Genomic DNA, 20,718 nt, shown 5'->3' on the forward strand with positions numbered 1-20,718 from the left:
CGGGCATCGTCCGGCCATCAGCAACGCAGATGGAGGATGTTCCGATGGGGATCGTTTACCGCAGCCGAAAGAAGATCGGTCCGCTGGTCCTGAACTTCACCGAGAACGGCTACTCGTCCTGGAGCCTGAAGATCGGTCGCTGGTCCTGGAACTCCAAGACTCGCGCACACCGCGTCGACCTGCCCGGCCCGCTGTCCTGGAAGCAGGACAAGTCCCGCTCCCGCTAGAGCCGACCGATCACCACGTCGCCGCCGAACCTGCCGTGTGACGGCTCCCGGGTGACAGTGCCCGCGTCGACGAGCGCGTGCAGCACCCGGGTGGCGTCGGCGGCCCGGTAGACGGTCTCGGTGAGCGCGAAGGTCCGCAGTTCGGTCACGGTCGCCGTGCCCACCTCGGCCAGGCGTGCGAGCAGTTCACGCCGCAGCGGGCCGGGATGCGGCGTCAGCGAGATGTCGATCAGGTGCCGTTCCGGATCGGCGGGATCGCGTAGCCGTACCCCCGCGAACTCGTCCACCGCCCACAGCGCCTCCTTGAAATTCTCCAGACTCTTGGCGGAGGTGGTGGCGAAGGCCACCACCTCGCCGGGCTCCGGCCCGGTGGCCAGTTCAGCGACCGTGAACAGCGGAAAGCCCAGGCCCCGGTAGGGGCCGACCGGGCTGCCGGGCGGCAGCACCAGCAGAACCTCCGCCGGTTTCCCGGCGGCGATCGCGGCGACCGTGGCCACCGCGGGCGGCGCGCTCCCGCTCGCGTCGAGAAAACCCATCAGGGGTACGCGTGAAGCGCCGGCCGCCTTCAAGGCGACCGGAAGACGCTCGTCCGTACCGCCGCCGACCGGGAGCACGGCCAGCCCGGCGGCCGCACCCGCGTCCCGCTGGGCCGCACTGAGCCGCCGGCCGACCCCGGTGATGTCGTCGCCGACCGCCACCATGGACAGTTCCCGGCCGCGGGCCAGGTCGGGCAGGTCGGCCAGGACCCGGACCGCGGCCTCGGCCGCGGCGCCTCCGTCGGCGTCGGCGTAGCCGTGCACGAAGGTGGCCCGCCGAGCGCGGTGGAGCGCGCCGGCCGCCCAGGCTTGCAGGTGGCGGACCAGGAGTTCACGTTTGACGGTCATCATCGGGGACACACCGTGTTTCTACCCTGTCCACTTCGGTACCGGAAACTTGTACGTAGGGTGTCCGGGTGAGCACTATGGGATACATGGCCCCACCGCTCGCAGAACTCACCGCCCGGGCGCAGACGCTGTCGTCCGCCGGCGATCTCGCGGGCGCCCGTGCGGTCCTGGACGACGTCCTCCGGAGCGCCGATGCCGACCCTCGTCGCGCCACCGCCGATCTGGCGGTGGCCGCCGCCCTGCACGCCCGTGTCCTGATCGCCCTCGGCGACCCGGAGTCGGCCCGGCTGTGGGCCGCCTTCGCGCACTCGGCCGAGGAGCGCCTGCACGGTCCGCGCGACGAGCGCACCATCGCCACGGCCGCGATGCACGCGGCGGTCCTGCAACGCATCGGCCAGTACGGCCGGGCCGCGTCGGTCTATCACGATCTGGTCGGTGAACTGGCCCTGACCGACGGCCCCGACTCGCCTCGGGTGCTCGCCGCCGAGGCCGACCTGGCCACCGCCGAGCACGCGGCCGGGCACTGCGCCACCGCCCGGACCAGGCTGGCCCGGGCCTGGCGCCGGCACAGCCGGGTGCACGGCGACGCCGCTCCGGCCGGCATCAAGATGCTGGCCCGTCTGGGGGCGATGGAGCGCGAGTGCGGCCACGATGCCGAGTCCCGCGAGCACCTGGCCCTGGCACAGGAACTCGGCGCCCGCCACCTGCCCACCGACCACCCGCTGGCCCGGCAGACCGCCGCGCTGGTCACCGGCGCACCGTCGGGCCGGCACACCTGCGGCAGCCGCGACGCGGGCGGCGGCACGCCGTTGCGGCCGTTCCCGCGCCGCCCCACCGTCGCGGACACGAGCAGGTCGGGGCCGTCGCCGTTTCCCGCGGACGCGCCCGGCCAGCCACCGCCGGACGACCGGCCCACCGATCCGAGCGGCACCGTCTACCCGGTCCCGCCGGACGACTTCCCCGACGACCGGCCACCGGCCGACAACCGGGCCACCGACCCCAACGGCACCCTCTACCAGCAGCCGCTCTACCTCAGTGACCTGCACCGGCTGCCCGGCGACCCGACCGGCCGGCACGCCCGCGCGGACACGCCGCCGCCGCTGCCCGGAAGCCGGGCGCCCGACTACGGCGAGGACGGCCGCCCCCTGCCGGTCGGCACCGCCCGGGCCAGCACACTCGCCGATCCGCCGAACTCGCGGCGCCTGCCGGTCCGGGTCGCGTCGGCTCAGCGGTCCCGGACGGCCCATCCGCTGCTGCTCGCCACGGTGCTGGCCGGCGGGGTGGCGACGGCCGCCGCGGTGGCGATCCTGACTCTCCCCGGCGCCGACGGGGCGACCCACCCGCAGGCGCCACCGTCCGGGCCGGCGTCCGCCCCGGCCGCCGAGCCACTGACCGCCGTCGCCGAGCCGGGCGCCCCGCAGGACGTCCGGTTGCGCGACAACGGGCAGAGCGTGTCGCTGCAGTGGGCGTACCCGCGCGACGCCACGGGTGACGTGGTGATCGCCGTGGGCCGGTCCGGGCAGTCGCCGGTGACGGTGGCGGATCTGCCGTCCGGCGCCACCGACTACGTCGTCTACAGCCTCAGCGAGCAGCAGAACTACTGCTTCACGGTGTCGGTCCGCACAGACGGGCAGGAGAGCGCCGCCGCGGCCCCGGTCTGCACCCGGCGTTAGCGGACCACGCCGCGCCGCACAGCGCCGCGTGGGCCCCGCAACCGGGCTGCAACCCGCGGCGAACCGGCCTGCTACCAGGGCACTGGAGTGTGAGCCGTCACAGCGGCGACAGGAAAGCAGGGACAGTGACGACGGAAACAGCGAGCCGCGTCCCCACCGAGCCCCGAAACGAGCTCGGCGCCCTCGAATCCGCCGTCGCGGAACTCGAGGAACGGCCCATGTCCCAGTTCCGCACCGTCTGGGAACCGGCCGCTGAGCTGCGTCGGCGAGCCACCGAACTGGGCGCCGAGGAGGTCGTCCAGCGGGCGATGCTGCTGCAGGCCGGGGTTCTGCTCCGGGAGGGGGAGACCGGTGAGGGCGGGCGGCTGGCCCATCAGGTCCGGGTCTGGGCCGAACAGCACGAGAGCTGCTATCTGCTGGCCCGCGCCCATCGCGAGCTGTCGGTCTTCTACCGCGTGGTCGGAGACTTCTCCGACTCGCTGAACCACGCCGTGCAGTGCGTCGCGTTCCTGTCCGAGGAGGTGCCGCCACATCTTCGTGCCCGGCACCTGTCGATGCTGTCGGTGGCGCTCGACGACACCGGATCGCACGCCGACGGCAAGCGCCGCGCGCACGAGGCGCTGTCGGCGGCGGCCGGCGACCACGAGATGGTGTCGAACATCCTGAACAACATGGCGTACACCGCTGTCGAGGTCGGCGACGAGCCCGAGGCGCGGGCGCTGGTCGCGCAGATGCGTGAGGTCCAGGCCCGCAGCGGCATCCGGTTCAGCGCCAACCAGTTGGACACCATGGCCCAGGTCGAGCTGATGGGCGGCCGGTACGAAGCCGTCGAGGACCTGCTGTCCCCCGTCCTGGCCGACCTGGTCGCCGCCAACGAGGGTGACGCCGTCGCCGAGTGCCAGCTCACCCTCTCCCAGGCCCGCCGCCTAGCCGGCCGATTCGACGACGCCCAGGCGGCCCTGGACGCGACCCGCAAGGTGTGCACGGAACGCGGCATGGACGGCATCGGAGCCCGTGCCCGGCAGGAACAGGCCGCGCTGTTCGCGGCGACCGGGCGGTTCGCCGAGGCGTACGAGGAGCACCGCGCCTTTCACGCGGCGGCCGGCGCCCTGCAGTCGGTCCAGCGCGACGCCCGGGCCCGCGCCCTGCAGGCCGTCCTCGAAGCGAACGAGGCGCGCCGGGCCAGCGAGCACTTCCGGGAGATGGCTCACCGGGACGCGCTGACCGGCCTCTACAACCGCCGTTACGTCAACGAGCGGGTGCCGGCCCTGCTGCTGGAGTCGGCGGCCCGCCGCCGCCCACTGTCGCTGGCGATCATCGACCTGGACCATTTCAAGCGGGTCAACGACACCCTCTCGCACTCCACCGGTGACACCGTGCTGCAGCATGTCGCCGAGTTGCTGGAGGAGGCGGCGGTCGGTTCGGCGATCGCGGCCCGGATGGGCGGCGAGGAGTTCCTGCTGGTCTATCCGGGGGTGGACGCCGACGAGGCGGCGGTGCGCTGCGAGCGGCTGCGGCTGCGGATCCGGGCGCACGGCTGGGAACCGATCACCGGGACGCTGCCGGTGACCACGAGCATCGGGATCACCACAGCGGTGGAGGGCCGGAGCACCTTCACCGCTCTGCTGGCGGTCGCCGACCGCAACCTCTACGCGGCGAAGCGCTCCGGCCGTGACCGGGTGGTCGCCGGCTAGCGACGAGCCGGTCCTACTCGCCGGTCGGACCGCCGGCGATCTCGGCCACCACGTCCAGGTGGCCGAGATGGCGGGCGTACTCCTGAACCAGGTGGAAGCAGATCCGCTCCAGCGTGGCCGGGTCGGCGCCGTCCCACCGCGGGCCGGGCGCGCCCACGGCGTCCAGATCGTTGCCGGTGATCACCTCGCTGGTGTGCGCGCCCTGCGCCCGCAGCGCCGCCGCCAGGTCGTCGAGGGTCTCCGAGGGATCGACGTGCCAGCGGTCGTCGCGCCGGTCGCCCCACGGGTCGCCGACGTCGCGGCCCTGAAAACCCCACTCGATCCAGCGCAGCTCCACGAAACGCAGGTGCTTGACCAGCTCCAGCGGCGTCCAGCCGGACGCCAGGCGGCTGGCGCGCCGCTCCGGCTCGGGCAGCGCCGCGGTCTTCTCCAGCAGGCTCTCCCGGAAGTAGTCCAGGTAGCGGGTGAAGACGTCGGCCCGCCCGGCGGCGGGAATCATCGGGGACGGGAAATCGATCACCATGACATGAGCGTACGGCGCTCAGAGGTCCACGTCGGCCCGCACCGGATAGTGGTCGGAGGCGTGCTCGGTGATCTCGTCACGGACCACCCACAGCTTCTGGGCGCGCGCTGCGAGGGCCGGGCTCGCCAGCAGGTAGTCCAGGCGGACCGTGCCGAACTCGCGGCCCGCGAAGCCGGTCGGCACGGTCCGGCCGTCGCCCGCCCCGGCGGTGTGCCACAGGTCGGTGAACCCGGCTTCGGCGAAGGCCGCGATCGCCCGGGTGTCGGGCCGCCCGTCCGGCCCGAGGTGCCGGCGGCGGTAGAGCGACGGCTGGGCGGCCAGTGCCGCCACGTGGTCGCCGGCCGGGTCGAGCCCGTTCATGTCCCCGGCGATCAACGCGAGCCCGCGCGGCGAGGCGTACCGGGCGGCCAGCCAGCGGGCCTCCCGCATCCGCCGGTACGGGGAGAACGGGTTGAGGTGGGCGCTGACGGCGGTGAGCGGGCCGGCCGTGGTCGCGATCTCGGCGATCGCCGCCGCGTGGTGCAGCCGCCAGCGCACCCGGGACCGCCGGAGGATGCGCAGCGGCTCGCGCACGAGCACCGCGACCGGCTGCGCGAATCCGGGCGGGGCCAGGTGCGCGGTCATGTCGACCGCCGACGCCAGCTCCCGCATCCGGCGTTGCCCGTACCGCTGGAAATGCTGTAGCTCCTGAAGGCAGAGAACGTCGGGCCGCTCGCCGCGGATGACTTCGATGATCGCCGGCAGGCGATCGCCGCCGCCGTTCTTGATGTTCCAGGTCATCAGCCGCAGCGTCATCGGACCGGCTCCAGCGGCCGCCCGTCGGCGATCTGGGCGGCCTCCTCGGCGGCCTCGGCGGCGGTCTCGGCGTGCGCATTGGGCCGCACCGTGAACCAGAGCACGCTGATCCAGGCCGCGGTGAGCAGGATGGCGCCGAGGAAGTCGGTGGGGTGGTGCATGCCGCGGTAGACCCGGGAGAGCGCGACACCGAACGGCATGATCACGGCGAGGGCCGGGAAGATCCAGCGCCACGGCTGCCGGACCCGGGCCATCACGATGATCGCGATGGCGGCCCAGAGGCACATGGTCGCGGCGATGTGGCCGGATGGGAACGACGAGGTCGGCATCTGGCCGTCGAGCTGCTCGGCCGAGGGGCGCGGACGGTCCACGGCGGCCGCGGCGCAGAGGAAGAGGGTCAGCTCGCCGATCATGGTGAAGGCCAGGAAGAGGACCGGCCGCCACTGCCGCCACAGGGCCAGCGCCAGCGGGCAGAAGATCAACGAGATGATCAGGATGGCGTGGGTGTCACCGGCCTTGCTGGCCAGCCAGCTCAGGTGGTCGAGCGAGGGGGTACGGAAGGTCTGCAGCCACCTCACCACGCGGTCGTCGAAGGCGGGCTCCCATCGGTTGACCGTGTAACCGACCAGGTAGAGCATGCCGAACACGAAGACCCAGCCGACCAGGATCTCGGCCGCCTTGGCCCACGGGTGCGGCAGGACGGCGCCCTCGGCGGGAGCGGGCCGCAGGTCGGGCCCGGACTCCGGCTCCAGGCCGCCGGTCAGCGGCGGGGTCGGGTGGCCCGCCTCGCGACGCCAGATCCGGAAGGCGTAGGCCGTCACGCTGATCCACGCCAGCCCGAGCAGCCACCCGCCGAACACGTCGGAGAGGTAGTGCACACCCAGGGCGACCCGGGTGAACCCGACCGCCGCCACCACCACCGCGGCCAGGCCGATGAACCACGGGCGCCACCGGCGGCGCACCGCGGGCAGGAAGACCAGCACGATCATCCCGTAGACGACCATCGAGCCGAGGGCGTGGCCGCTCGGGAAGCTGTTGCCCGGCGCGTCCGCGACCGGCGCCTCGACCACCGGCCGCAGCCGGCCGATCAGCGCCTTCAGCGACGGGTCCATGATCAGCGCGCCGGCGCCGGTGACCAGCAGATAGATCGCGGGGCGCGGGCGCCGGCGGATCAGCAGGACCACCACGAGCAGGGTCACCAGCGGCAGCATCGTGCCTCGCCCGCCGAACGACGAGATCTGCTGCAGGACCGCGACCACCGCGTCCGAGCCGGAGGCCCAGCGGTTGAGGCCGTCCGCCACGGACCGGTCCAGGTCGAGCAGCGGCTGCCAGTGGAAACGCACCAGCAGCAGCAGGACTCCGAAGGTGAGGCCGATCGCGGTCACCACCAGCAGACCCAGCACGCTGCGCTCGGCGAAGTGCCGCACCGGCGCCCAGCCGGTGCGTTCGACCACGCGGTTGTCTTCGGTCACGGCACTCTCCAACGAATCAGGGGTGCGCCGTTCTTACCCGGACGGCTCCGCCCGTACACCGGGCTCCCGCTGAGCGGGTATCGCCGGACGGTCGTCACCGGGCTCCGCCTCGGTCTCCGGGAAGTCCATGATCTCGTCACTGTCGATGGCGCCGTCCCCGGAGTCGTCCTCCGGGCGGGGCTCCCAGCGGTCCTCCAGAGCCGGCCGCCGCACGCCCACCCGGCGGGCCTCCAACTGGGCGGCGAAGGCGAGCCCGAGGAAGAGCGCGATGCCGGTCAGGTTGGCCCAGATCAGCAGCGCCATGATCGCGGTGAGCGGCCCGTAGGTGGCGCCGAAACCGTCGCTGACCCGGACGTAGCCGGCCAGCAGCAGGCTCGCCAGCCACCACAGCACGGTCGACACCACCGCGCCGAAGAGCAGCCAGGACAGGGCCGGCTGATTGCGCCGCACCGAGTGCCGGAAGAGCAGACTCACCGCGAAGACGATCAGCACCAGGCTCAGCGGCCAGCGGATCACGTCCCATCCCACCCGCACGCCGTGCGACAGCTCGAGCTCCTTCTGCGCCGAGTCACCGGTGGCCCGCCCGGCCACCAGGATCAGGAACCCGAACAGCGCCGGCAGCCCGGCGACCAGTGCCAGGATCGCGGCCCGCAGATATTTCCAGAACGCCGGACGGTCGCGCTCCACGCCGTAGATGCGGTTCGCGCCCCGCTCGATCTGGGCCATCGCGCTGGTCAGCGCGAACAGGCCGGTGATCATGCCGAGCGCGAGTGCCAGCTCACCGGCCTCCTCGGTGCGTTCGTCGTCCTGCAGCAGCTCGGTGACCAGCGGTTCGCTCGCGCCGGGGGTGAGCGCGATGACCGTGTCCGCGATGATCTGGCCGCCGTCCTCCACGCCGAGGTCGGTGGCGAGACCGGAGAGGGCGATCAGGAACGGCACGATGGCGAGGCAGAGCTGGAACGCGAACGCCCGCGAGTGGCTGAACCCGTCGCCGTAGCGGAACCGGACGAACGCGTCGTGCAGCAGGGGCCAGCGCCCATAGCGCCACAGCGCGTGGAAGGCGTCGTCGGCCGACAACTTGTCCCCCGGCATCATCCGGGTCTCGGGAACCGGTTCGGTGCTGCTCAAGCCTTCTCCTCCGCCGCTTCCCGGATCTGCCGGGCACGGCGGGCGGCCGCGCCGGCGTCGTACGCCAGATCCGGGTCCGCGTCCGGCTGGGGCACGCACAGCAGCAGGGCCTTCGGCCGGACGTGGATCTTCATCACCTTGCCCGGGGGAATGTTGTCACCGTCGAGCTGACGCGCCTGTGCCCGGTTGCTGTAGATCTCAACCCGCGATGCGGTGTACGTCTCCATCAGCGGCACCCGATCCCGGCGGCTCACCACGGCCCCGATCAGAGCCGCCCAGTGGGCCAGGTTGTTGGGGCTGAGGATCGCCACGTTGAGCTTGCCGTCGTCCGGCTCCGCCTTGCTCAGCAGCCGCACTCCGCCCTGGAGCCGGCCCACGTTGCCGACGATCACGGCTTTCGGGCGGCGCGGCATCGGCGGTCCGCCGTCCAGCCGGATCCGGGCCCGCATCGGCCGGTCCAGCAGGTGTTTCGCGCCACCGCCGACATACGCCAGCCAGCCGAGCCACTTCTTGGCCTTCTCCGAGGTGTCCTCGAGCATCTGGGCGTCGAAGCCCATCCCGGCCATCACCACGAAACACCGGTCGTCGATCACGCCGACGTCGATGCGCCGACGCCCGCCCTCCAGCGCCACCTCCAGGCCGGTGGCCGGGTCGTTGCCGAGGCCGAGGTTCGCGGCCAGCAGGTTTCCGGTGCCGGCCGGCAGCACCGCGAGCGCCACGTCGGTGCCGGCCAGGGCGGTGACCACCGCGGTCACCGTGCCGTCGCCGCCGCACGCGAAGACCAGCTCCGCGCCGTCGGCGACGGCCTGCTTGGCCTGACCTCGGCCGGAGTCCTCGGCAGTGGTCTCGTACCAGGCGGGGGCCGGCCAGCCGGCCCGCGCGAGACCCTCGTGAACGACACGGCGAAGGTGATCGGGATCGGCCACCTTGGTGGGGTTCACCACGACGGCGCAGCGGGGTCCAGTCACGTCGCTCAGTGTGCCGGAGTGATGTCACGGCGGCGACTCGACTGCCGGGCGGCGCCGCGGAAGGCACACTGCGGGGGTGACTGAAGTTACCTACCCGCATGTCGGGTTCACCCGAACCGGGCGATTTCCGGCCGGCTACCGGCATCTGCGATACCGCACGCTGATCGGCTCCGGCGAGGACGTGCTGGCCCGGGCCGGTGAGGCGATCCTCACCTTCCGGATGCACCGGGCCACCGGCGCCCGGATCACCGCGGACGCCGGGCGGGCCGCGCCCGGGGTGCTGCTGACCGTCGGGCTGGGGCCGCTGCCCGCTCCGTGCGAGGTGGTGTGGACGGTGGAGGAGGGCGACCGGATCGGATTCGCCTACGGCACCCGGGCCGGCCACCCGGCGACCGGCGAGGAGGCGTTCGTCGTGGAACGCGACGAACACGACCGAGTGTGGTTCACCGTCACCGCGTTCAGCCGGCCGGCCGGGACCCTGATGCGGCTGGCCGGACCGGTGGCGGTGGGTTTCCAGCACGCGTACGCGCGCCTGCTCGGCCGTGCGGCGCGCCGGCTGGGCCGCGGACGCTAGTACTTCAGGTGCGCCCGGGTGAGCTCGGCGGCCTTCTCCACCAGCGAGATGCCGCCGGGCATGGTCTTGTTGGTGTGCGACAGCACGGCGATCGAGACGTCGGTGTCGTCGTCGGTCACCCGGCCGACGGTGTTGATGATCCAGAGGTTGCTCTCGGTGGAGCGCTGCAGCCAGCCGTTCTTGACCGTGGCCTTCTCACCGGTGTCCGCGACGGCGGTGACGCCCCAGTCCTGATCGGGGGCGACGGTGCCCATCAGCTTGTGGGCGTACTCGCGGGAGGCCTCGGTCAGCTCGCTCTTCTCGTCGGCCAGCTCGGTGAGCAGCTTGAGCTGGTCGTTCACCGTGGTCCGGGTGAGGCCCCAGGAGCTGCTCACCTTGGTCTCGGTGAGGCCGAGGCGCTTGTTGCAGGCGGTCAGGCCGTTGTACTTGCCGATCTTGCCGAACAGCGACGTCGTCGAGGCGTTGTCGCTGTACCGGATCATCTTGTCGGCCAGCGTCCTCTCGCCGCCGGTCAGGCTCCGGCCGGCGTCCTGCGCGGTGAGCAGCAGGCAGGCGAGCACCTGGACCTTCACCACGCTGGCGGTCTCGTACTTCTCCTCGCCGCGGTACGCGTAGGACTCGCCGCTCTTGTGATCGAGGACGGCGACGGAGAACTCCGGCTTTCCGGACGCGTACTTCTTCATCGCGGCGTCGAGGGCCTTGACCCGCTTGGCGCGCTCGATGGCGGCGAGTTCCTCGGGGCTGGGCCCGGTCGGCGTGGGTGACGCCGTTGGCACGTTCTGGAACGAGCCGGCCAGGGCGCCGCCATCGGTCCCGCCGGTGCCGTCGTTCAGAAAGCCTTTCACCACGAGGGCCGAACCACCCAGGACGCCCAGCGCGGCCACCGTCACGATCAGATTCCGGGTACGTCGCACCCATGCATACTGCCGTGCCGGAGGCCCGGATGGCTCATCGGAATACCGTGTATTCCTGACTTTCGACGCACAGCGCCCGGCCCCGCACGGTCCGTCACCGAGTGGCGGGTGCGCGGCCAGCGCACAATGGGCGCATGTTCTCTCTCGTGTCCGGCGCCATTGCGATGACCGCGTCCGTAGCCGGCAAGGTGATCGAGACGGCGGCCACCGCGGCGACCATCCCGGTGCGCGCCGTCGCCCTGATCGGTCAGACGGAGTTGCTGCTCAACCGGCTGACGCTCGCGGCGGTGCAGGCCGAGGAGCTGATCCAGCGGGTCTCCACGGTGACCACGGCGGCGGAGTCCGCGGTGGCCGACGCGCGGGCGATCGCCAGTGCCGCCGCCCTGTCGGTCGATGAGGCCGCGGCCATCGCGTCCGCCGCCGGCGATCTGATCCGCCGCGCCTCGATCACCGCCGAGGCCGCCGGCGTGGTGGTCGGCGACGCGGCCACCGCCGTCGGCGAGGTGACGACCATCACCGGCTCGGCCGCGGAGGTGATCAGCCGGGCCGGCACCGCCGCCGCCGAGGCGCAGGGACTTCTCGGGGACTACGCGCCCACGCTGCGTGAGGCCGCCCCGCTGGCCGCCCGGTTCGTCGCCGAGTTGACCCCCGACGAGGTGACCGCCGCGATCCGGATGATCGACGAGTTGCCGGCGCTGCAGCTGCACCTGGTTCAGGACGTGATGCCGTTGCTGGGCAAGCTCGACCAGGTCGGCCCCGACCTGCACAAGCTGCTCGCGGTGACCGAGGACCTGCACCTGGCGATCGCCGGCCTGCCGGGCCTGAAGATGCTGCGCCGCCGCGGCGAGGAGCGGACGCACGACTGAGCGCGTGACGATCACACGGCCAGGATCATGCCTTTCACCTCGTAACTGGCGATGTCCGGCCGGATCGTCACCGTGGGCTCCTGGATCATCCGCAGTCCCGGCATGGCGAAGAGCCGGCTGAGGAAGATCTCCGCCTCCTGGATCGCGATGTGAGCGCCGGGGCAGCGGTGCGCCCCGTCACCGAAGGACAGGCCGGCGCCGATCGGCCGTCCGGGGCACACCGCGCCCGGCCGCGCCCCGGCCTCGGCCACGTCGAGGTTGGCCGCCGCCACGCCGACGTCGACGCGGGCCCCGGACGGGATGGTGACGTCACCGAGCTCGACGTCGGCGGTGGTCCACCGCAGCAGGTCGCCGACGACCGGCTCGAGGCGCAGGATCTCGTGCAGGATCGCCACCCTCTCGTCGGGGCCGCCGGTCTCGTACCGCTCGCGCAGGGTCTCGTGGGTGAGCAGGTGCCATGCCGCGACCGTGATGAACTCGCGAGTGGTGACCATCCCGGCGGCCGCGAAGGTGACGCACTCGCCGAGGATCTCGGCCCGGTTGCAGCCCTCGTCGAGCAGGTGCGAGATCAGGTCGTCGCGCCGGTTCCTGCGGCGGGCGGCGATCGCCGGCCGGACGTCGCGCCAGAAGAACGACAGCACGGTGAAGTTGTTGAACGTCCGCTGCCGGGCGGCGGCGACACCGCGGGCGTTCGGGTCGGGGATCCGGAAGAACCGGTCCAGCCGCTTCGCCATTCCGGGCGGACTGTCGGTGAGCCCGACGACCTCGGCCGCGACGGCGACGGCGAGCTGGAAGGAGAGCGTCGACAGGTCGGCGGCGCCGCGCCGGCGCAGCACCTGGCACTGCTGCTCGGCGAGGCGGTGCATCAGGTCCCGGTACGCCGACTCGACCCGTTTCGGGGTGAAGTACTTCGCGGTCTGCCGGCGGTGCTCGCGATGTTCGGGCCCGTCCCGGTAGAGCACCGGCAGGCGCATCCGGTCCTGCAGGCGCAGCGCGTTCTCGATGCCGAGGCCGGCCTGGCGGGTGTCGGTGTGCCGCAGGAACCGGCGCGCCGTGGCGTAGTCCTGGATGTGCCAGACGCCGTCGGGCCCCACCCGGACCGGGCAGCCCGGCGCCCGGTCGCCCCGGTGCACCTTGCGGCTGTCGCCGACGGAACTTCTCGCGGCACGGCGCGGCAGATCGCCGGCCGGTGGCCCGGCGCCGTCGGGCTCGCAGCCGGGTGGCGAAGGGTTCACTGTGGTCATTCATGGATTGTGATACACGACATCCGCCCCCGATCAAGTGATCGGGGGCGGGCGCCTGATCACGACCCGGCGCTGTTCTTCGCGAGAGCGCACGGTCACGGCCGCGCCGCCGGGCCGCGGATCGTCAGTAGACCGAGACTCGGTACGCGTTCAGGGCCTCGACCACCGGCTGGAAGTAGGTGACGCCGCCGGTGGTGCAGTTGCCGCTACCGCCCGAGGTCAGGCCGTGGGCGGTCGTGCCCGAGTACAGCGACCCACCGCTGTCGCCCGGCTGCGCGCACACGGTGGTGCGGATCAGCCCGGAGACGGAACCCTCGGCGTAGTTCACCGTGCTGTTGAGCGCGGTGACCCGGCCGGAGCGGGTGCCGGTGGTGGAGCCGCGGCGGGTGACCGTGGCACCGACGGCCGGGGTGCCGGCCGAGGTGATGTCGACGGAGGTGCCGACGCCGCCGGTCTTGGTGATCGAGTTGTTGGTGTAGCGGACGATGCCGTAGTCGTTGCCGGGGAAGCTGCTGCCGGCCCGAGTACCGAGCGTGACCGATCCGTTGGTCCAGGTCGCCGAGATGTTGGTGCAGTGACCGGCGGTCAGGAAGAAGGTCGTGCCGGCGCTGTTGCGCACGTTGAAGCCGAGCGAGCAGCGACCACCGCTGGGGGCGTAGATGGCGTCGCCACCGGAGATCTTGACGGTCATCTTGCCGGGCACGGTCTCGATGCGGGCCGCGTCGCCGAGCTTGGCGACGGTGGCCTTGACCTCGGCGAGCTTGGCGCCGGTGACGGTCTCGTCGACGGACACGAGGACCTGGTTGCTGACCGGGTCGATGGCGAAGGCGGTGCCCGGGGTCTTCAGGTTGGCCTTCAGGTTCTCGTCGGCGGCGGCCAGCGTGGCGCCGCTGCGGGTGACGTAACGCGGGGTGGCGCCGGCGGCGGCCGCCTCGGCGGCGGTCGCCGCGTCGGTCACGTTGACGACGAGCTTGCCGGAGGAGTCCAGGTAGGTTCCGGCGTCGCGGGTGCCCAGGCGGGCGTCGATGTCGGCGGCCTTGACGGAGGGGGCGAACGACGGGTCGCCGGCGATCGGGGCGGCCGCCGCGGGGGTGGCGGCGAGCCCACTCGCGACGAGCATGCCCACGGCAAGGCCGACGATCGGTCGGCGAAGCTTCGTGTTGAGCACGGTTCCTCCCAGGGGGAACGGGTTGGGGGCGGTACGCCCGCTTCGACGCACCCGTGCTCGCAAGTATTTAAATCTCTCTATCTTCTGGCAAGATGTGTGAACGATCGCTGCAAGCCGATCAACAGGGCCCTGAGCTGGGAGAATCGTCACGTCATACCGCGGGCCTATTACCCGTTTGGGATGAACCCGTATGAAACGCAACCGGCCGATGACCAGGCGGTCACCGGCCGGAGCGGCGGCTACATCGACACACGGCGACGGCTCACTTACCGCTCGACGACGACGATCGAGGCGTCGTCGGCGAGCCGGTAGCCGAGGCCGTACACCGTCGCGATCAGCTCGGGGTCGTCGAGCTTGGTCCGCAGCCGGCTCACATGGACGTCGACCGTGCGGTTGGTGGTGTGCCGGTGACCCCAGACATGGGTGAGCAACTGGGCACGGCTGAACACCTGGCGCGGGTGACGGGCCAGGAACAGGAGCAGGTCGTACTCCAGACGGCTGAGCTCCAGCAACCGGCCGCCCCGGAACGCGGTGCGCGCCCGCGGGTCGAGACGGATCTCGCCGGCCGCCTCCGCCGAGGGCGCGGCGGCCCCGCCGAGCTCGACCGCGGCGGTCGAGCCGGCCGCGTCGACCAGCTCACGCAGCGCGGCGAGCATCCGCTCCCGGCCGCTCGCGCCGCCCGCGATGCTGATCGTCACGGTGACGGGCTCCTGATCGTCGTCCACCTGCTGCTCCGGCGGCTCGAGCACCGGCCTGAGCAGGACCGGGCGCGGATATGTGGCGTGCGGGTGCGCGACAGCGAGAGCGGACATGGCGGACTCCTCCACAGGTGTGCCCCGCCCGATGGCGGGCAGGCGCAGAGCAAGGATACATTTCCTATCTGTTAGATAGGCATATCTCATCGTAGTGGCGGGCGTCATATCCACGCCAGTGACAATTCCCTATCAAACAACTAGGATATGGATCGCGTCGCCGGCAGCGTGCCGGCCTCCACAGTGGGGGCATCGGCGAGACGTGGAACGCACGCCTAGGAGACCTCATGACCGTCAGCTCGATCGTGGACGCCGGCCTCTTCCGGACCCTGCTCCGTCGGCACGCCGCGGCGGTGGTGGTGATCACCGCTCCCGGCGAGCCCCCGGCCGGGTTCACCGCGACGTCGTTCACCTCGGTGTCCCTCGATCCGCCGCTGGTGTCGTTCTGTCTCGCCCACACCGCGTCCGCCTGGCCCGCCGTCGCGGACGCCGAGGTCGTCGCCGTGCACGTGCTCACCGAGGAGCAGGAACACGTCGCGCGGACCTTCTCGACGCGCGGGATCGACCGATTCGCCGCACACGGCGACTGGGAGCCCGGCCCCGAGGGCGTCCCCCTGCTCGCCCGCGTGCTCGCCCGCCTGGTCTGCCGCGTCGTCGGCCGGGTCCAAGCCGGCGACCACACCATCGTGCTGGCCTCGCCCGAGACCGGCGTCGTCCACGACGACCATGCGGCCACGCCGCTGGTCTACCACGACGGCTCGTACACCCACCTGCGCCGGGCGGCCTGAGCCGCGAGCTACACGCGACCGTGGTCCGCCCGGGGCCTGCCGGTGCTGGAGAACGACCTGTTCGAGTCCACGGCGATCGCGCGGAAGCACGCCGCCGCCCTGGACTGGTGAGACGACGGTCGGCCGGCCGCTTCGGCTGGTGAGCCGCGCGGCCGGCCGCTGGTCAGCCTGCGGTCAGGGTGTAGGTCCTGGTCGCCGACTGGCTCCAGACGTCCGAGAACCGGACCGTGAAGGTGTAGGTGGCGCCCACCACACCGGTGAACAGGCCACTCAGCATGCCGTCCATCGACAGGCTGATCCCGGCCGGCAGCTCACCCGCGGCCACCACCCAGATCCCGTCCCGGCCGTCGGCCACCTCGAGCCGCTGCCCGAACTCCGAGTCGGCCATCAGATCGGGCAGCACCTCGGTGTCGATCACCGGAGGGGCCGCCACCACCGGGATCACCACCCGCCTGGTCACCACCTGCGGCACGTAGTCGGTGAACCGGACCGTCACCGTGAAACTGCCCGGCTCCCGCGGCGTACCGGAGATCACGCCGGAGGCCGAGAGCGACAGGCCCTCCGGGAGCGCGCCGGAGTCGAGCCGCCAGCCGCCCCGGCGGCCCGCCGCGAGCGCCAGCCGCGCCGAGTAGGGCTGCCCCACCTCGGCCGTCGGCGCCACGCCGGTGGCGATCACCGGGGCCTTGGGCGGCGGCGGAACGTAGAGCAGCCGGTTCGGCGAACCGGCCCGGCCGGTGACCTTGCCCGTGGTGGCGTTCGCGATCAGCTTCGCCTGCACCTGCGCCGGGGTGTACGACGGGTACGCGTCCAGGATCAGCGCGGCCGCGCCCGCCACGTGCGGTGCCGCCATCGACGTGCCGCTGTACTTCGCCGTCGCGGTGTCGCTCTCCGCCGTCGCCGACTTGATGTCCACCCCCGGCGCGAACAGGTCCACCCCGGCGCCGTAGTTCGAGAACGACGCGCGCCGGTCCCGGCTGTCGGTGGCGGCCACGGTGACCGCCCGGGACACGTGCGCCGGGCTGCTCAGCCGGACGTTCGCGTCCTCGTTGCCGGCCGCCACCACGTAGGTGATCCCGGCGGCGATCGAGTCCTCCACGGCCCGGTCCATGGCCCGGCTGTAACCGCCGCCCAGGCTCATGTTGGCCACCGCCGGGAGGTCCGCGTTCCGGGTCACCCAGTCGATGCCGTCGATGATCTCCGACACGTAGCCCTCGCCCGCACAGTCCAGCACCCGGACCGCGACCAGCTTCACCTTCTTGGCCACGCCGTACGAGGACCCGCCGATCGTCCCGGCCACATGGGTGCCGTGGCCGTTGCAGTCGTCGGCTCTCGCGTCGCGGCCGACGAAGTCGTGGCCGTACACCGCCCGGCCGCCGAACTGCCGGTGCCCGACCCGGATGCCGGTGTCGATCACGTAGGCGTGCACGGTGTCGCCGTCGGCCGACGGCAGGTAGGTCTTGGACGGCGACTTCCCGCGCTGGTCCACGCGGTCCAGCCCCCAGGCGGGGTTCCTCTGCGTGCCGGTGAGGCTGACCTTGCGGTCCGGTTCGACGTGCTGGACGGACGGGTCGGTGGCGAGGCGGCGGGCCTGGCGCGCGCTCATCTCGGCGACGAAGCCCGGGAAACCACGGAAGTCGCGGACCAGCCGGCCGCCTCCGAGGCCGTGCGCCGAGAATCCGGCGGCGCCCTTCGTCAGCGTGACGATGTAGCGGCTCTGCGGCTCGGCGGCGTGCGCCGGTACCGGGGCCGTGAGGGCGGAGGCGACCACGGCCGCGGCGATCCACTTACGCATGCCCCGAGTGATCGGTAGCCGGGCACCCCGGTTGAGGGTTAGCCCCGGTGGGCGAACAGGGCCAGACGCACCCGGTTCGGGCTGCCGGTCTTGGTCATCAGCGCGGTGATGTGGGTCTTCACCGTGGTCACCCCGATGAACATCCGCTCGGCGATCTCGGCGTTGCTCAGGCCTTCTCCGACCAGGCCGAGCACCTCCCGCTCGCGGGCGGTCAGGCCCTCGACCGGGCGTGGCGCCTCCGGGCGGGCGTCGACCGCCCGGCGGACCAGCCTGCGCAGCACGTCCTGGCTGAACGGGCTCTCGCCGGCCGCGGCCTGCCGGATGCCGGTGAGCAGTTCGTCCGGGGGCGCGTCCTTGAGCAGGAAGCCGCACGCGCCGGCCTGCAGCGCCGGGTACAGGTGGTCGTCGTCGCCGAACGTGGTCAGCACCAGCACCCGGGCGGACGGGCGGGCCGCGACGATCCGGCTGGTCGCGGTGATGCCGTCGACACCGGGCATCCGCAGGTCCATCACGATCACGTCGGGCAGCAGGCCGGTGGCCAGCTCGATCGCGGCGCGGCCGTCACCGGCCTCACCGACCACCTCGATGTCCTCCGCGGCGTCGCACAGCATCCGCAGACCGGCCCGGATCAGCTGCTGGTCGTCGACGAGCATGACACGGATCATGAAGCCTCCCCAGGTAACGACGTCGCCACCCGCCAGCCGTCGCCGGACGGGCCGGCGGTGAGCACTCCGCCGAGCACCTCGACCCGCTCCCGCATGCCGGTCAGGCCGTGCCCGCCGCCCGGTGGCGTGCCCTCCTGTCCGGCTCGGCTGCCGCCACCGTCGTCGGCGACCTCCCAGTCCACATCGGAACCGGCCACCGACACCCTCAGGCGGGCGGTGGCGGCCGGGCCGGCGTGCTTGGCGACGTTGGTCAGGGCCTCCTGGGTGAGCCGGAGCACGGCCAGCCCGCGGACCGCGTCCAGGGCGCCGACCGCCGGGTCGATCTCCGCCTCCACGATCACGCCGGCCCGGCGGGCGGTCTCCACGGCGCCGTCCAGGGCGGCCGGCAGCGCGGACGGCTCGATCGCGGTGAGGGCGGCGTCACCCCGTACCCCATTGGGGTCTCGCAGGACCGCGACCAACTGCCGCAGGTCCGCCAGAGCGGCCGTCCCGGTCCGGTGGACGTCGTCGAAGACGTCGGCGACCTTAGGGTCGAGGCCGGGCAGGACGTGCCGGGCCACACCGATCCGCAGCACGATCGAGGCGACGTGGTGCGCGACCACGTCGTGCAGCTCGCGGGCGATGGCGCCGCGCTCATCGGCGCGGGCCGCCCGGTGTTCGGACTCGCGGCGGCGCTGCTCCTCGACCGCCCGCTGCTCGGCCTGCTGGCCCAGTTCGCGGGTGGTCCGCACGACCGTCCCGATCAGGACCGGCAGGCCCAGGTTGATGGAGAGCCCGGCCAGTGCCTGCAGGATCTCGGCCCAGCTGCGCGGCGCGTCGGCGGCCAGGTAGACGACCACCACGAGACCGGCGCCGGCCCACAGGCAACGCGGGCGGGGAGCCCAGAGCGCCAGCTCGCCGAGCGCCCAGGCGGTGCCGACCTGGTTGATCGTGGTGTCCTCGACGGTCGCCAGCGCCACCGCGAACAGCACCGTCTGCACCACGAAGTTGACCGGTGGCCGCCGGTGCAGGGCCACCGCCGAGACGAACGCGAGCGCGGCCAGCACCAGTTGCAGCGGCGTCTGCGGCACGCCGTTGTGCCGGGCGACCAGCAGGTAGATGACGCCGCTGAGGTCCAGCAACACGAGCCGGGTCAGGGTCTCCCGCACATCGAGGAGACGTGCCACCCGGCTCATGGCGCTCAGCCTAGATCCTTGTGCCACCTCGGGCGCACCGCGAGGTAGGCGGCGAGCCCGAGCGGGCCGAGCAGGATGGTCAGGAGCAGGATGGGGGCCATCAGCAGGGCCGGCACTCCACGCTCCCGGCTCTCCAGGTAGGACCAGCGGCCGACGAACAGGTCGAACGCGAGCATGTGAGCCCAGCCGGCCGCCGCCCCGTCCGCGCTGCCGAGCAGCTCACGCACCCCGCCCAGGGTCGGGTTCGTGACCGCCGGCCACACCTCGCCGAAGGCCGGGATCACCAGGATCGCGTAGACCGCCACGATCGGCAGCACGATCAGCGGGCTGGACACGATCCGGGTGGTCCACGACCACTTCGGCAGCAGGATCATCAGCGCCCAGAACGGCGCCGCCAGCAGGAACGTCGACTCGAACAGAAACCCCGTCATGCCGTCCTCCTTACCGTGGCCAGGCTCGCGGCGACAGTCACGGCGACCAGGGCGGCGAACGCGGCGAGGGTCAGGGTGTCCGGCTTCAGCAGCGGCTGCGCCCGCAGCGCCTGCCAGGTCAGCAGCAGCACGAGCCCGGTGTACGCGCCTCCCGCGATCAGCATCATCCGGGCCCGCGCCCGCTCCACCCAGCCCGTCCAACGCCCGAGGGCGTAGGCCAGCAGCGGCAGCGCCTGCAGGGCGTGCAACCCGACGAAGTGGCTGATCCGCAGGTCGCCGCCGGTGGTGCTCCACCCGGTGATCGGCATGCCGGGCCCGCCGTCGGCCACTCCGACCGCGTGCGCCCCGATCGTGCCGCCGGGCGCCTGCTGCGAGGTCATCAGGAAGGCGAGGCCCATGCCGAGCAGCGAGATGCCCAGCCCGAGCCGGACCGCGTAGGCGGCCACCCGGTCCGGGATCCGCTGCCGCAGCACGGTCACACCGATCACCACCTGGGCGAAGAACAGCACCATGATCGAGGCGCCCATGGTGTTCCACAACATGCTGTCGAACGGCGTGGCCGTGTTGTAGTGGCTGGTCGTGCCGCGGAGCACCTGGATCACGATGACGGCCAGTTCGATGACCGTCACACCGACGATGATCACGCCGGCCCACTCGGCCGGGCGGCTGCGGCGCGGCAGGATCGCCAGCAACCAGGCGAGCGTCCAGGCGTAGACGGCGAACGAAACGCCGAACTTGAACGGCTTGAGCCAGATCGGCACGCCGGTCAGGATCCGGTCGTCGACGACGATCCCGATTCCGGAGATGAGGGCCAGCACCGCGCACGCCGCGGTGAGCCAGAGCAGCGGACGGTTCCAGCGGGCTGGGCCGCGCAGGGCGGAACGATGTCCCGCGGTGTGCGAATCGACGGTGGTCATGTGCTCAGCCTCCTGGCTGACGGCGCCCGGATCGCCCGACCGGCGGCCACACTCGCGGCCGGTCGGCG

21 protein-coding genes are annotated in these 20,718 nt (G+C 72.4%); 6 read left to right on the forward strand and 15 right to left on the reverse strand.

Features of this window, described 5'->3' with window-relative positions; all coding sequences use genetic code 11:
• Positions 1-44 precede the first annotated feature (44 nt).
• Entirely contained in the window at positions 45-227 is a 183-nt protein-coding gene (locus QLQ12_RS21585) for a DUF4236 domain-containing protein (protein WP_043522949.1), read from the forward strand.
• Here QLQ12_RS21585 and QLQ12_RS21590 read toward each other — a convergent pair.
• Positions 224-1,114, reverse strand: coding sequence for a hypothetical protein (locus QLQ12_RS21590; protein WP_282762076.1), 891 nt, complete (start codon positions 1,112-1,114; stop codon positions 224-226). The two genes, QLQ12_RS21585 and QLQ12_RS21590, sit on opposite strands and share 4 nt — an antisense overlap.
• A 74-nt stretch (positions 1,115-1,188) precedes the next feature.
• On the opposite strand from QLQ12_RS21590, the gene QLQ12_RS21595 reads away from it, so the two are divergent.
• Together QLQ12_RS21595 and QLQ12_RS21600 are read left to right on the forward strand one after the other, a co-directional pair.
• Complete coding sequence (locus QLQ12_RS21595) at positions 1,189-2,784, forward strand: fibronectin type III domain-containing protein (RefSeq protein ID WP_282762285.1); 1,596 nt, start codon at positions 1,189-1,191, stop codon at positions 2,782-2,784.
• 125 nt (positions 2,785-2,909) lie between these two features.
• On the forward strand, positions 2,910-4,478 hold the full coding sequence (locus QLQ12_RS21600; protein WP_282762078.1) for a GGDEF domain-containing protein: 1,569 nt from the start codon (positions 2,910-2,912) through the stop codon (positions 4,476-4,478).
• Positions 4,479-4,491: 13 nt separating this feature from the next.
• Here QLQ12_RS21600 and QLQ12_RS21605 read toward each other — a convergent pair whose 3' ends face one another.
• The 5 genes from QLQ12_RS21605 to QLQ12_RS21625 are packed head-to-tail and all read right to left on the reverse strand — an operon-like array spanning position 4,492 to position 9,364.
• Positions 4,492-5,001 carry a mycothiol transferase gene (locus QLQ12_RS21605; RefSeq protein WP_282762080.1) on the reverse strand — a complete coding sequence of 170 codons (510 nt, stop codon included), beginning with the start codon at positions 4,999-5,001 and terminating at the stop codon, positions 4,492-4,494.
• 18 nt (positions 5,002-5,019) lie between these two features.
• Positions 5,020-5,796 carry an endonuclease/exonuclease/phosphatase family protein gene (locus QLQ12_RS21610; RefSeq protein ID WP_282762081.1) on the reverse strand — a complete coding sequence of 259 codons (777 nt, stop codon included), beginning with the start codon at positions 5,794-5,796 and terminating at the stop codon, positions 5,020-5,022.
• Complete coding sequence (locus QLQ12_RS21615) at positions 5,793-7,268, reverse strand: phosphatase PAP2 family protein (RefSeq protein WP_282762083.1); 1,476 nt, start codon at positions 7,266-7,268, stop codon at positions 5,793-5,795. Before QLQ12_RS21615 ends, QLQ12_RS21610 begins: the two co-directional genes overlap by 4 nt.
• Before the next feature lie 33 nt (positions 7,269-7,301).
• The gene (locus tag QLQ12_RS21620) at positions 7,302-8,396 is read right to left on the reverse strand and encodes a YihY/virulence factor BrkB family protein (RefSeq protein ID WP_282762085.1); all 1,095 of its coding nucleotides are present in this window, start codon (positions 8,394-8,396) and stop codon (positions 7,302-7,304) included.
• Complete coding sequence (locus tag QLQ12_RS21625) at positions 8,393-9,364, reverse strand: diacylglycerol/lipid kinase family protein (RefSeq protein ID WP_282762087.1); 972 nt, start codon at positions 9,362-9,364, stop codon at positions 8,393-8,395. Before QLQ12_RS21625 ends, QLQ12_RS21620 begins: the two co-directional genes overlap by 4 nt.
• A 76-nt stretch (positions 9,365-9,440) precedes the next feature.
• Between QLQ12_RS21625 and QLQ12_RS21630 the strand changes: the two genes are divergently transcribed.
• Positions 9,441-9,938: a DUF1990 family protein gene (locus QLQ12_RS21630; protein WP_282762088.1), complete on the forward strand. Its 498-nt coding sequence runs from the start codon at positions 9,441-9,443 to the stop codon at positions 9,936-9,938.
• Here QLQ12_RS21630 and QLQ12_RS21635 read toward each other — a convergent pair.
• On the reverse strand, positions 9,935-10,852 hold the full coding sequence (locus QLQ12_RS21635) for a serine hydrolase (protein ID WP_282762089.1): 918 nt from the start codon (positions 10,850-10,852) through the stop codon (positions 9,935-9,937). The genes QLQ12_RS21630 and QLQ12_RS21635 overlap by 4 nt on opposite strands.
• 134 nt (positions 10,853-10,986) lie before the next feature.
• Here QLQ12_RS21635 and QLQ12_RS21640 point away from each other — a divergent pair, with 134 nt between their 5' ends.
• Positions 10,987-11,718, forward strand: coding sequence for a hypothetical protein (locus QLQ12_RS21640; protein WP_282762090.1), 732 nt, complete (start codon positions 10,987-10,989; stop codon positions 11,716-11,718).
• Positions 11,719-11,729: 11 nt separating this feature from the next.
• On the opposite strand, the gene QLQ12_RS21645 is transcribed toward QLQ12_RS21640, so the two are convergent.
• The 3 genes from QLQ12_RS21645 to QLQ12_RS21655 all read right to left on the reverse strand — a co-directional run bounded on the left by QLQ12_RS21645 (position 11,730) and on the right by QLQ12_RS21655 (position 14,942).
• Positions 11,730-12,962 (reverse strand): cytochrome P450, encoded by a 1,233-nt coding sequence (locus tag QLQ12_RS21645; protein ID WP_282762091.1) that lies wholly within the window; start codon positions 12,960-12,962, stop codon positions 11,730-11,732.
• A gap of 124 nt (positions 12,963-13,086) precedes the next feature.
• Positions 13,087-14,082 (reverse strand): S1 family peptidase, encoded by a 996-nt coding sequence (locus QLQ12_RS21650; protein WP_456049088.1) that lies wholly within the window; start codon positions 14,080-14,082, stop codon positions 13,087-13,089.
• 314 nt (positions 14,083-14,396) lie between these two features.
• Positions 14,397-14,942, reverse strand: a complete 546-nt coding sequence (locus QLQ12_RS21655; RefSeq protein WP_282762093.1) for a winged helix-turn-helix domain-containing protein — start codon at positions 14,940-14,942, stop codon at positions 14,397-14,399.
• Between the two features lie 227 nt (positions 14,943-15,169).
• Between QLQ12_RS21655 and QLQ12_RS21660 the strand changes: the two genes are divergently transcribed.
• Positions 15,170-15,670, forward strand: coding sequence for a flavin reductase family protein (locus tag QLQ12_RS21660; RefSeq protein ID WP_282762094.1), 501 nt, complete (start codon positions 15,170-15,172; stop codon positions 15,668-15,670).
• Between the two features lie 163 nt (positions 15,671-15,833).
• Here QLQ12_RS21660 and QLQ12_RS21665 read toward each other — a convergent pair whose 3' ends face one another.
• From QLQ12_RS21665 to QLQ12_RS21685, 5 genes are read right to left on the reverse strand one after another with little or no spacing between them, the layout of a single operon-like run.
• Positions 15,834-17,462: a S8 family peptidase gene (locus tag QLQ12_RS21665; RefSeq protein WP_282762096.1), complete on the reverse strand. Its 1,629-nt coding sequence runs from the start codon at positions 17,460-17,462 to the stop codon at positions 15,834-15,836.
• Between the two features lie 38 nt (positions 17,463-17,500).
• Positions 17,501-18,127: a response regulator gene (locus QLQ12_RS21670; RefSeq protein ID WP_282762097.1), complete on the reverse strand. Its 627-nt coding sequence runs from the start codon at positions 18,125-18,127 to the stop codon at positions 17,501-17,503.
• Positions 18,124-19,302 carry a sensor histidine kinase gene (locus QLQ12_RS21675; RefSeq protein ID WP_282762098.1) on the reverse strand — a complete coding sequence of 393 codons (1,179 nt, stop codon included), beginning with the start codon at positions 19,300-19,302 and terminating at the stop codon, positions 18,124-18,126. The genes QLQ12_RS21670 and QLQ12_RS21675 overlap by 4 nt, the downstream gene beginning before the upstream one ends.
• Before the next feature lie 5 nt (positions 19,303-19,307).
• The gene (locus tag QLQ12_RS21680) at positions 19,308-19,733 is read right to left on the reverse strand and encodes an ABA4-like family protein (protein ID WP_282762099.1); all 426 of its coding nucleotides are present in this window, start codon (positions 19,731-19,733) and stop codon (positions 19,308-19,310) included.
• The gene (locus QLQ12_RS21685; protein WP_282762100.1) at positions 19,730-20,650 is read right to left on the reverse strand and encodes a hypothetical protein; all 921 of its coding nucleotides are present in this window, start codon (positions 20,648-20,650) and stop codon (positions 19,730-19,732) included. The genes QLQ12_RS21680 and QLQ12_RS21685 overlap by 4 nt, the downstream gene beginning before the upstream one ends.
• Positions 20,651-20,718 lie beyond the last annotated feature (68 nt).

The sequence above is a fragment of the Actinoplanes sandaracinus genome, assembly GCF_030009775.1.
In the GTDB taxonomy this organism is placed as follows: Bacteria; Actinomycetota; Actinomycetes; order Mycobacteriales; family Micromonosporaceae; genus Actinoplanes; species Actinoplanes sandaracinus.

Bases quoted from the DNA above. Each gene is read 5' to 3' on its own strand.
- QLQ12_RS21605 (WP_282762080.1), bottom strand. From the start codon at position 5,001: ATGGTGATCGATTTCCCGTCCCCGATGATTCCCGCCGCCGGGCGGGCC.
- QLQ12_RS21665 (WP_282762096.1), bottom strand. From the start codon at position 17,462: ATGCGTAAGTGGATCGCCGCGGCCGTGGTCGCCTCCGCCCTCACGGCC.
- QLQ12_RS21655 (WP_282762093.1), bottom strand. From the start codon at position 14,942: ATGTCCGCTCTCGCTGTCGCGCACCCGCACGCCACATATCCGCGCCCG.
- QLQ12_RS21650 (WP_456049088.1), bottom strand. From the start codon at position 14,082: ATGCTCGTCGCGAGTGGGCTCGCCGCCACCCCCGCGGCGGCCGCCCCG.
- QLQ12_RS21595 (WP_282762285.1), top strand. From the start codon at position 1,189: ATGGGATACATGGCCCCACCGCTCGCAGAACTCACCGCCCGGGCGCAG.
- QLQ12_RS21640 (WP_282762090.1), top strand. From the start codon at position 10,987: ATGTTCTCTCTCGTGTCCGGCGCCATTGCGATGACCGCGTCCGTAGCC.
- QLQ12_RS21680 (WP_282762099.1), bottom strand. From the start codon at position 19,733: ATGACGGGGTTTCTGTTCGAGTCGACGTTCCTGCTGGCGGCGCCGTTC.
- QLQ12_RS21675 (WP_282762098.1), bottom strand. From the start codon at position 19,302: ATGAGCCGGGTGGCACGTCTCCTCGATGTGCGGGAGACCCTGACCCGG.
- QLQ12_RS21590 (WP_282762076.1), bottom strand. From the start codon at position 1,114: ATGATGACCGTCAAACGTGAACTCCTGGTCCGCCACCTGCAAGCCTGG.
- QLQ12_RS21610 (WP_282762081.1), bottom strand. From the start codon at position 5,796: ATGACGCTGCGGCTGATGACCTGGAACATCAAGAACGGCGGCGGCGAT.
- QLQ12_RS21585 (WP_043522949.1), top strand. From the start codon at position 45: ATGGGGATCGTTTACCGCAGCCGAAAGAAGATCGGTCCGCTGGTCCTG.
- QLQ12_RS21670 (WP_282762097.1), bottom strand. From the start codon at position 18,127: ATGATCCGTGTCATGCTCGTCGACGACCAGCAGCTGATCCGGGCCGGT.
- QLQ12_RS21685 (WP_282762100.1), bottom strand. From the start codon at position 20,650: ATGACCACCGTCGATTCGCACACCGCGGGACATCGTTCCGCCCTGCGC.
- QLQ12_RS21645 (WP_282762091.1), bottom strand. From the start codon at position 12,962: ATGACCACAGTGAACCCTTCGCCACCCGGCTGCGAGCCCGACGGCGCC.
- QLQ12_RS21660 (WP_282762094.1), top strand. From the start codon at position 15,170: ATGACCGTCAGCTCGATCGTGGACGCCGGCCTCTTCCGGACCCTGCTC.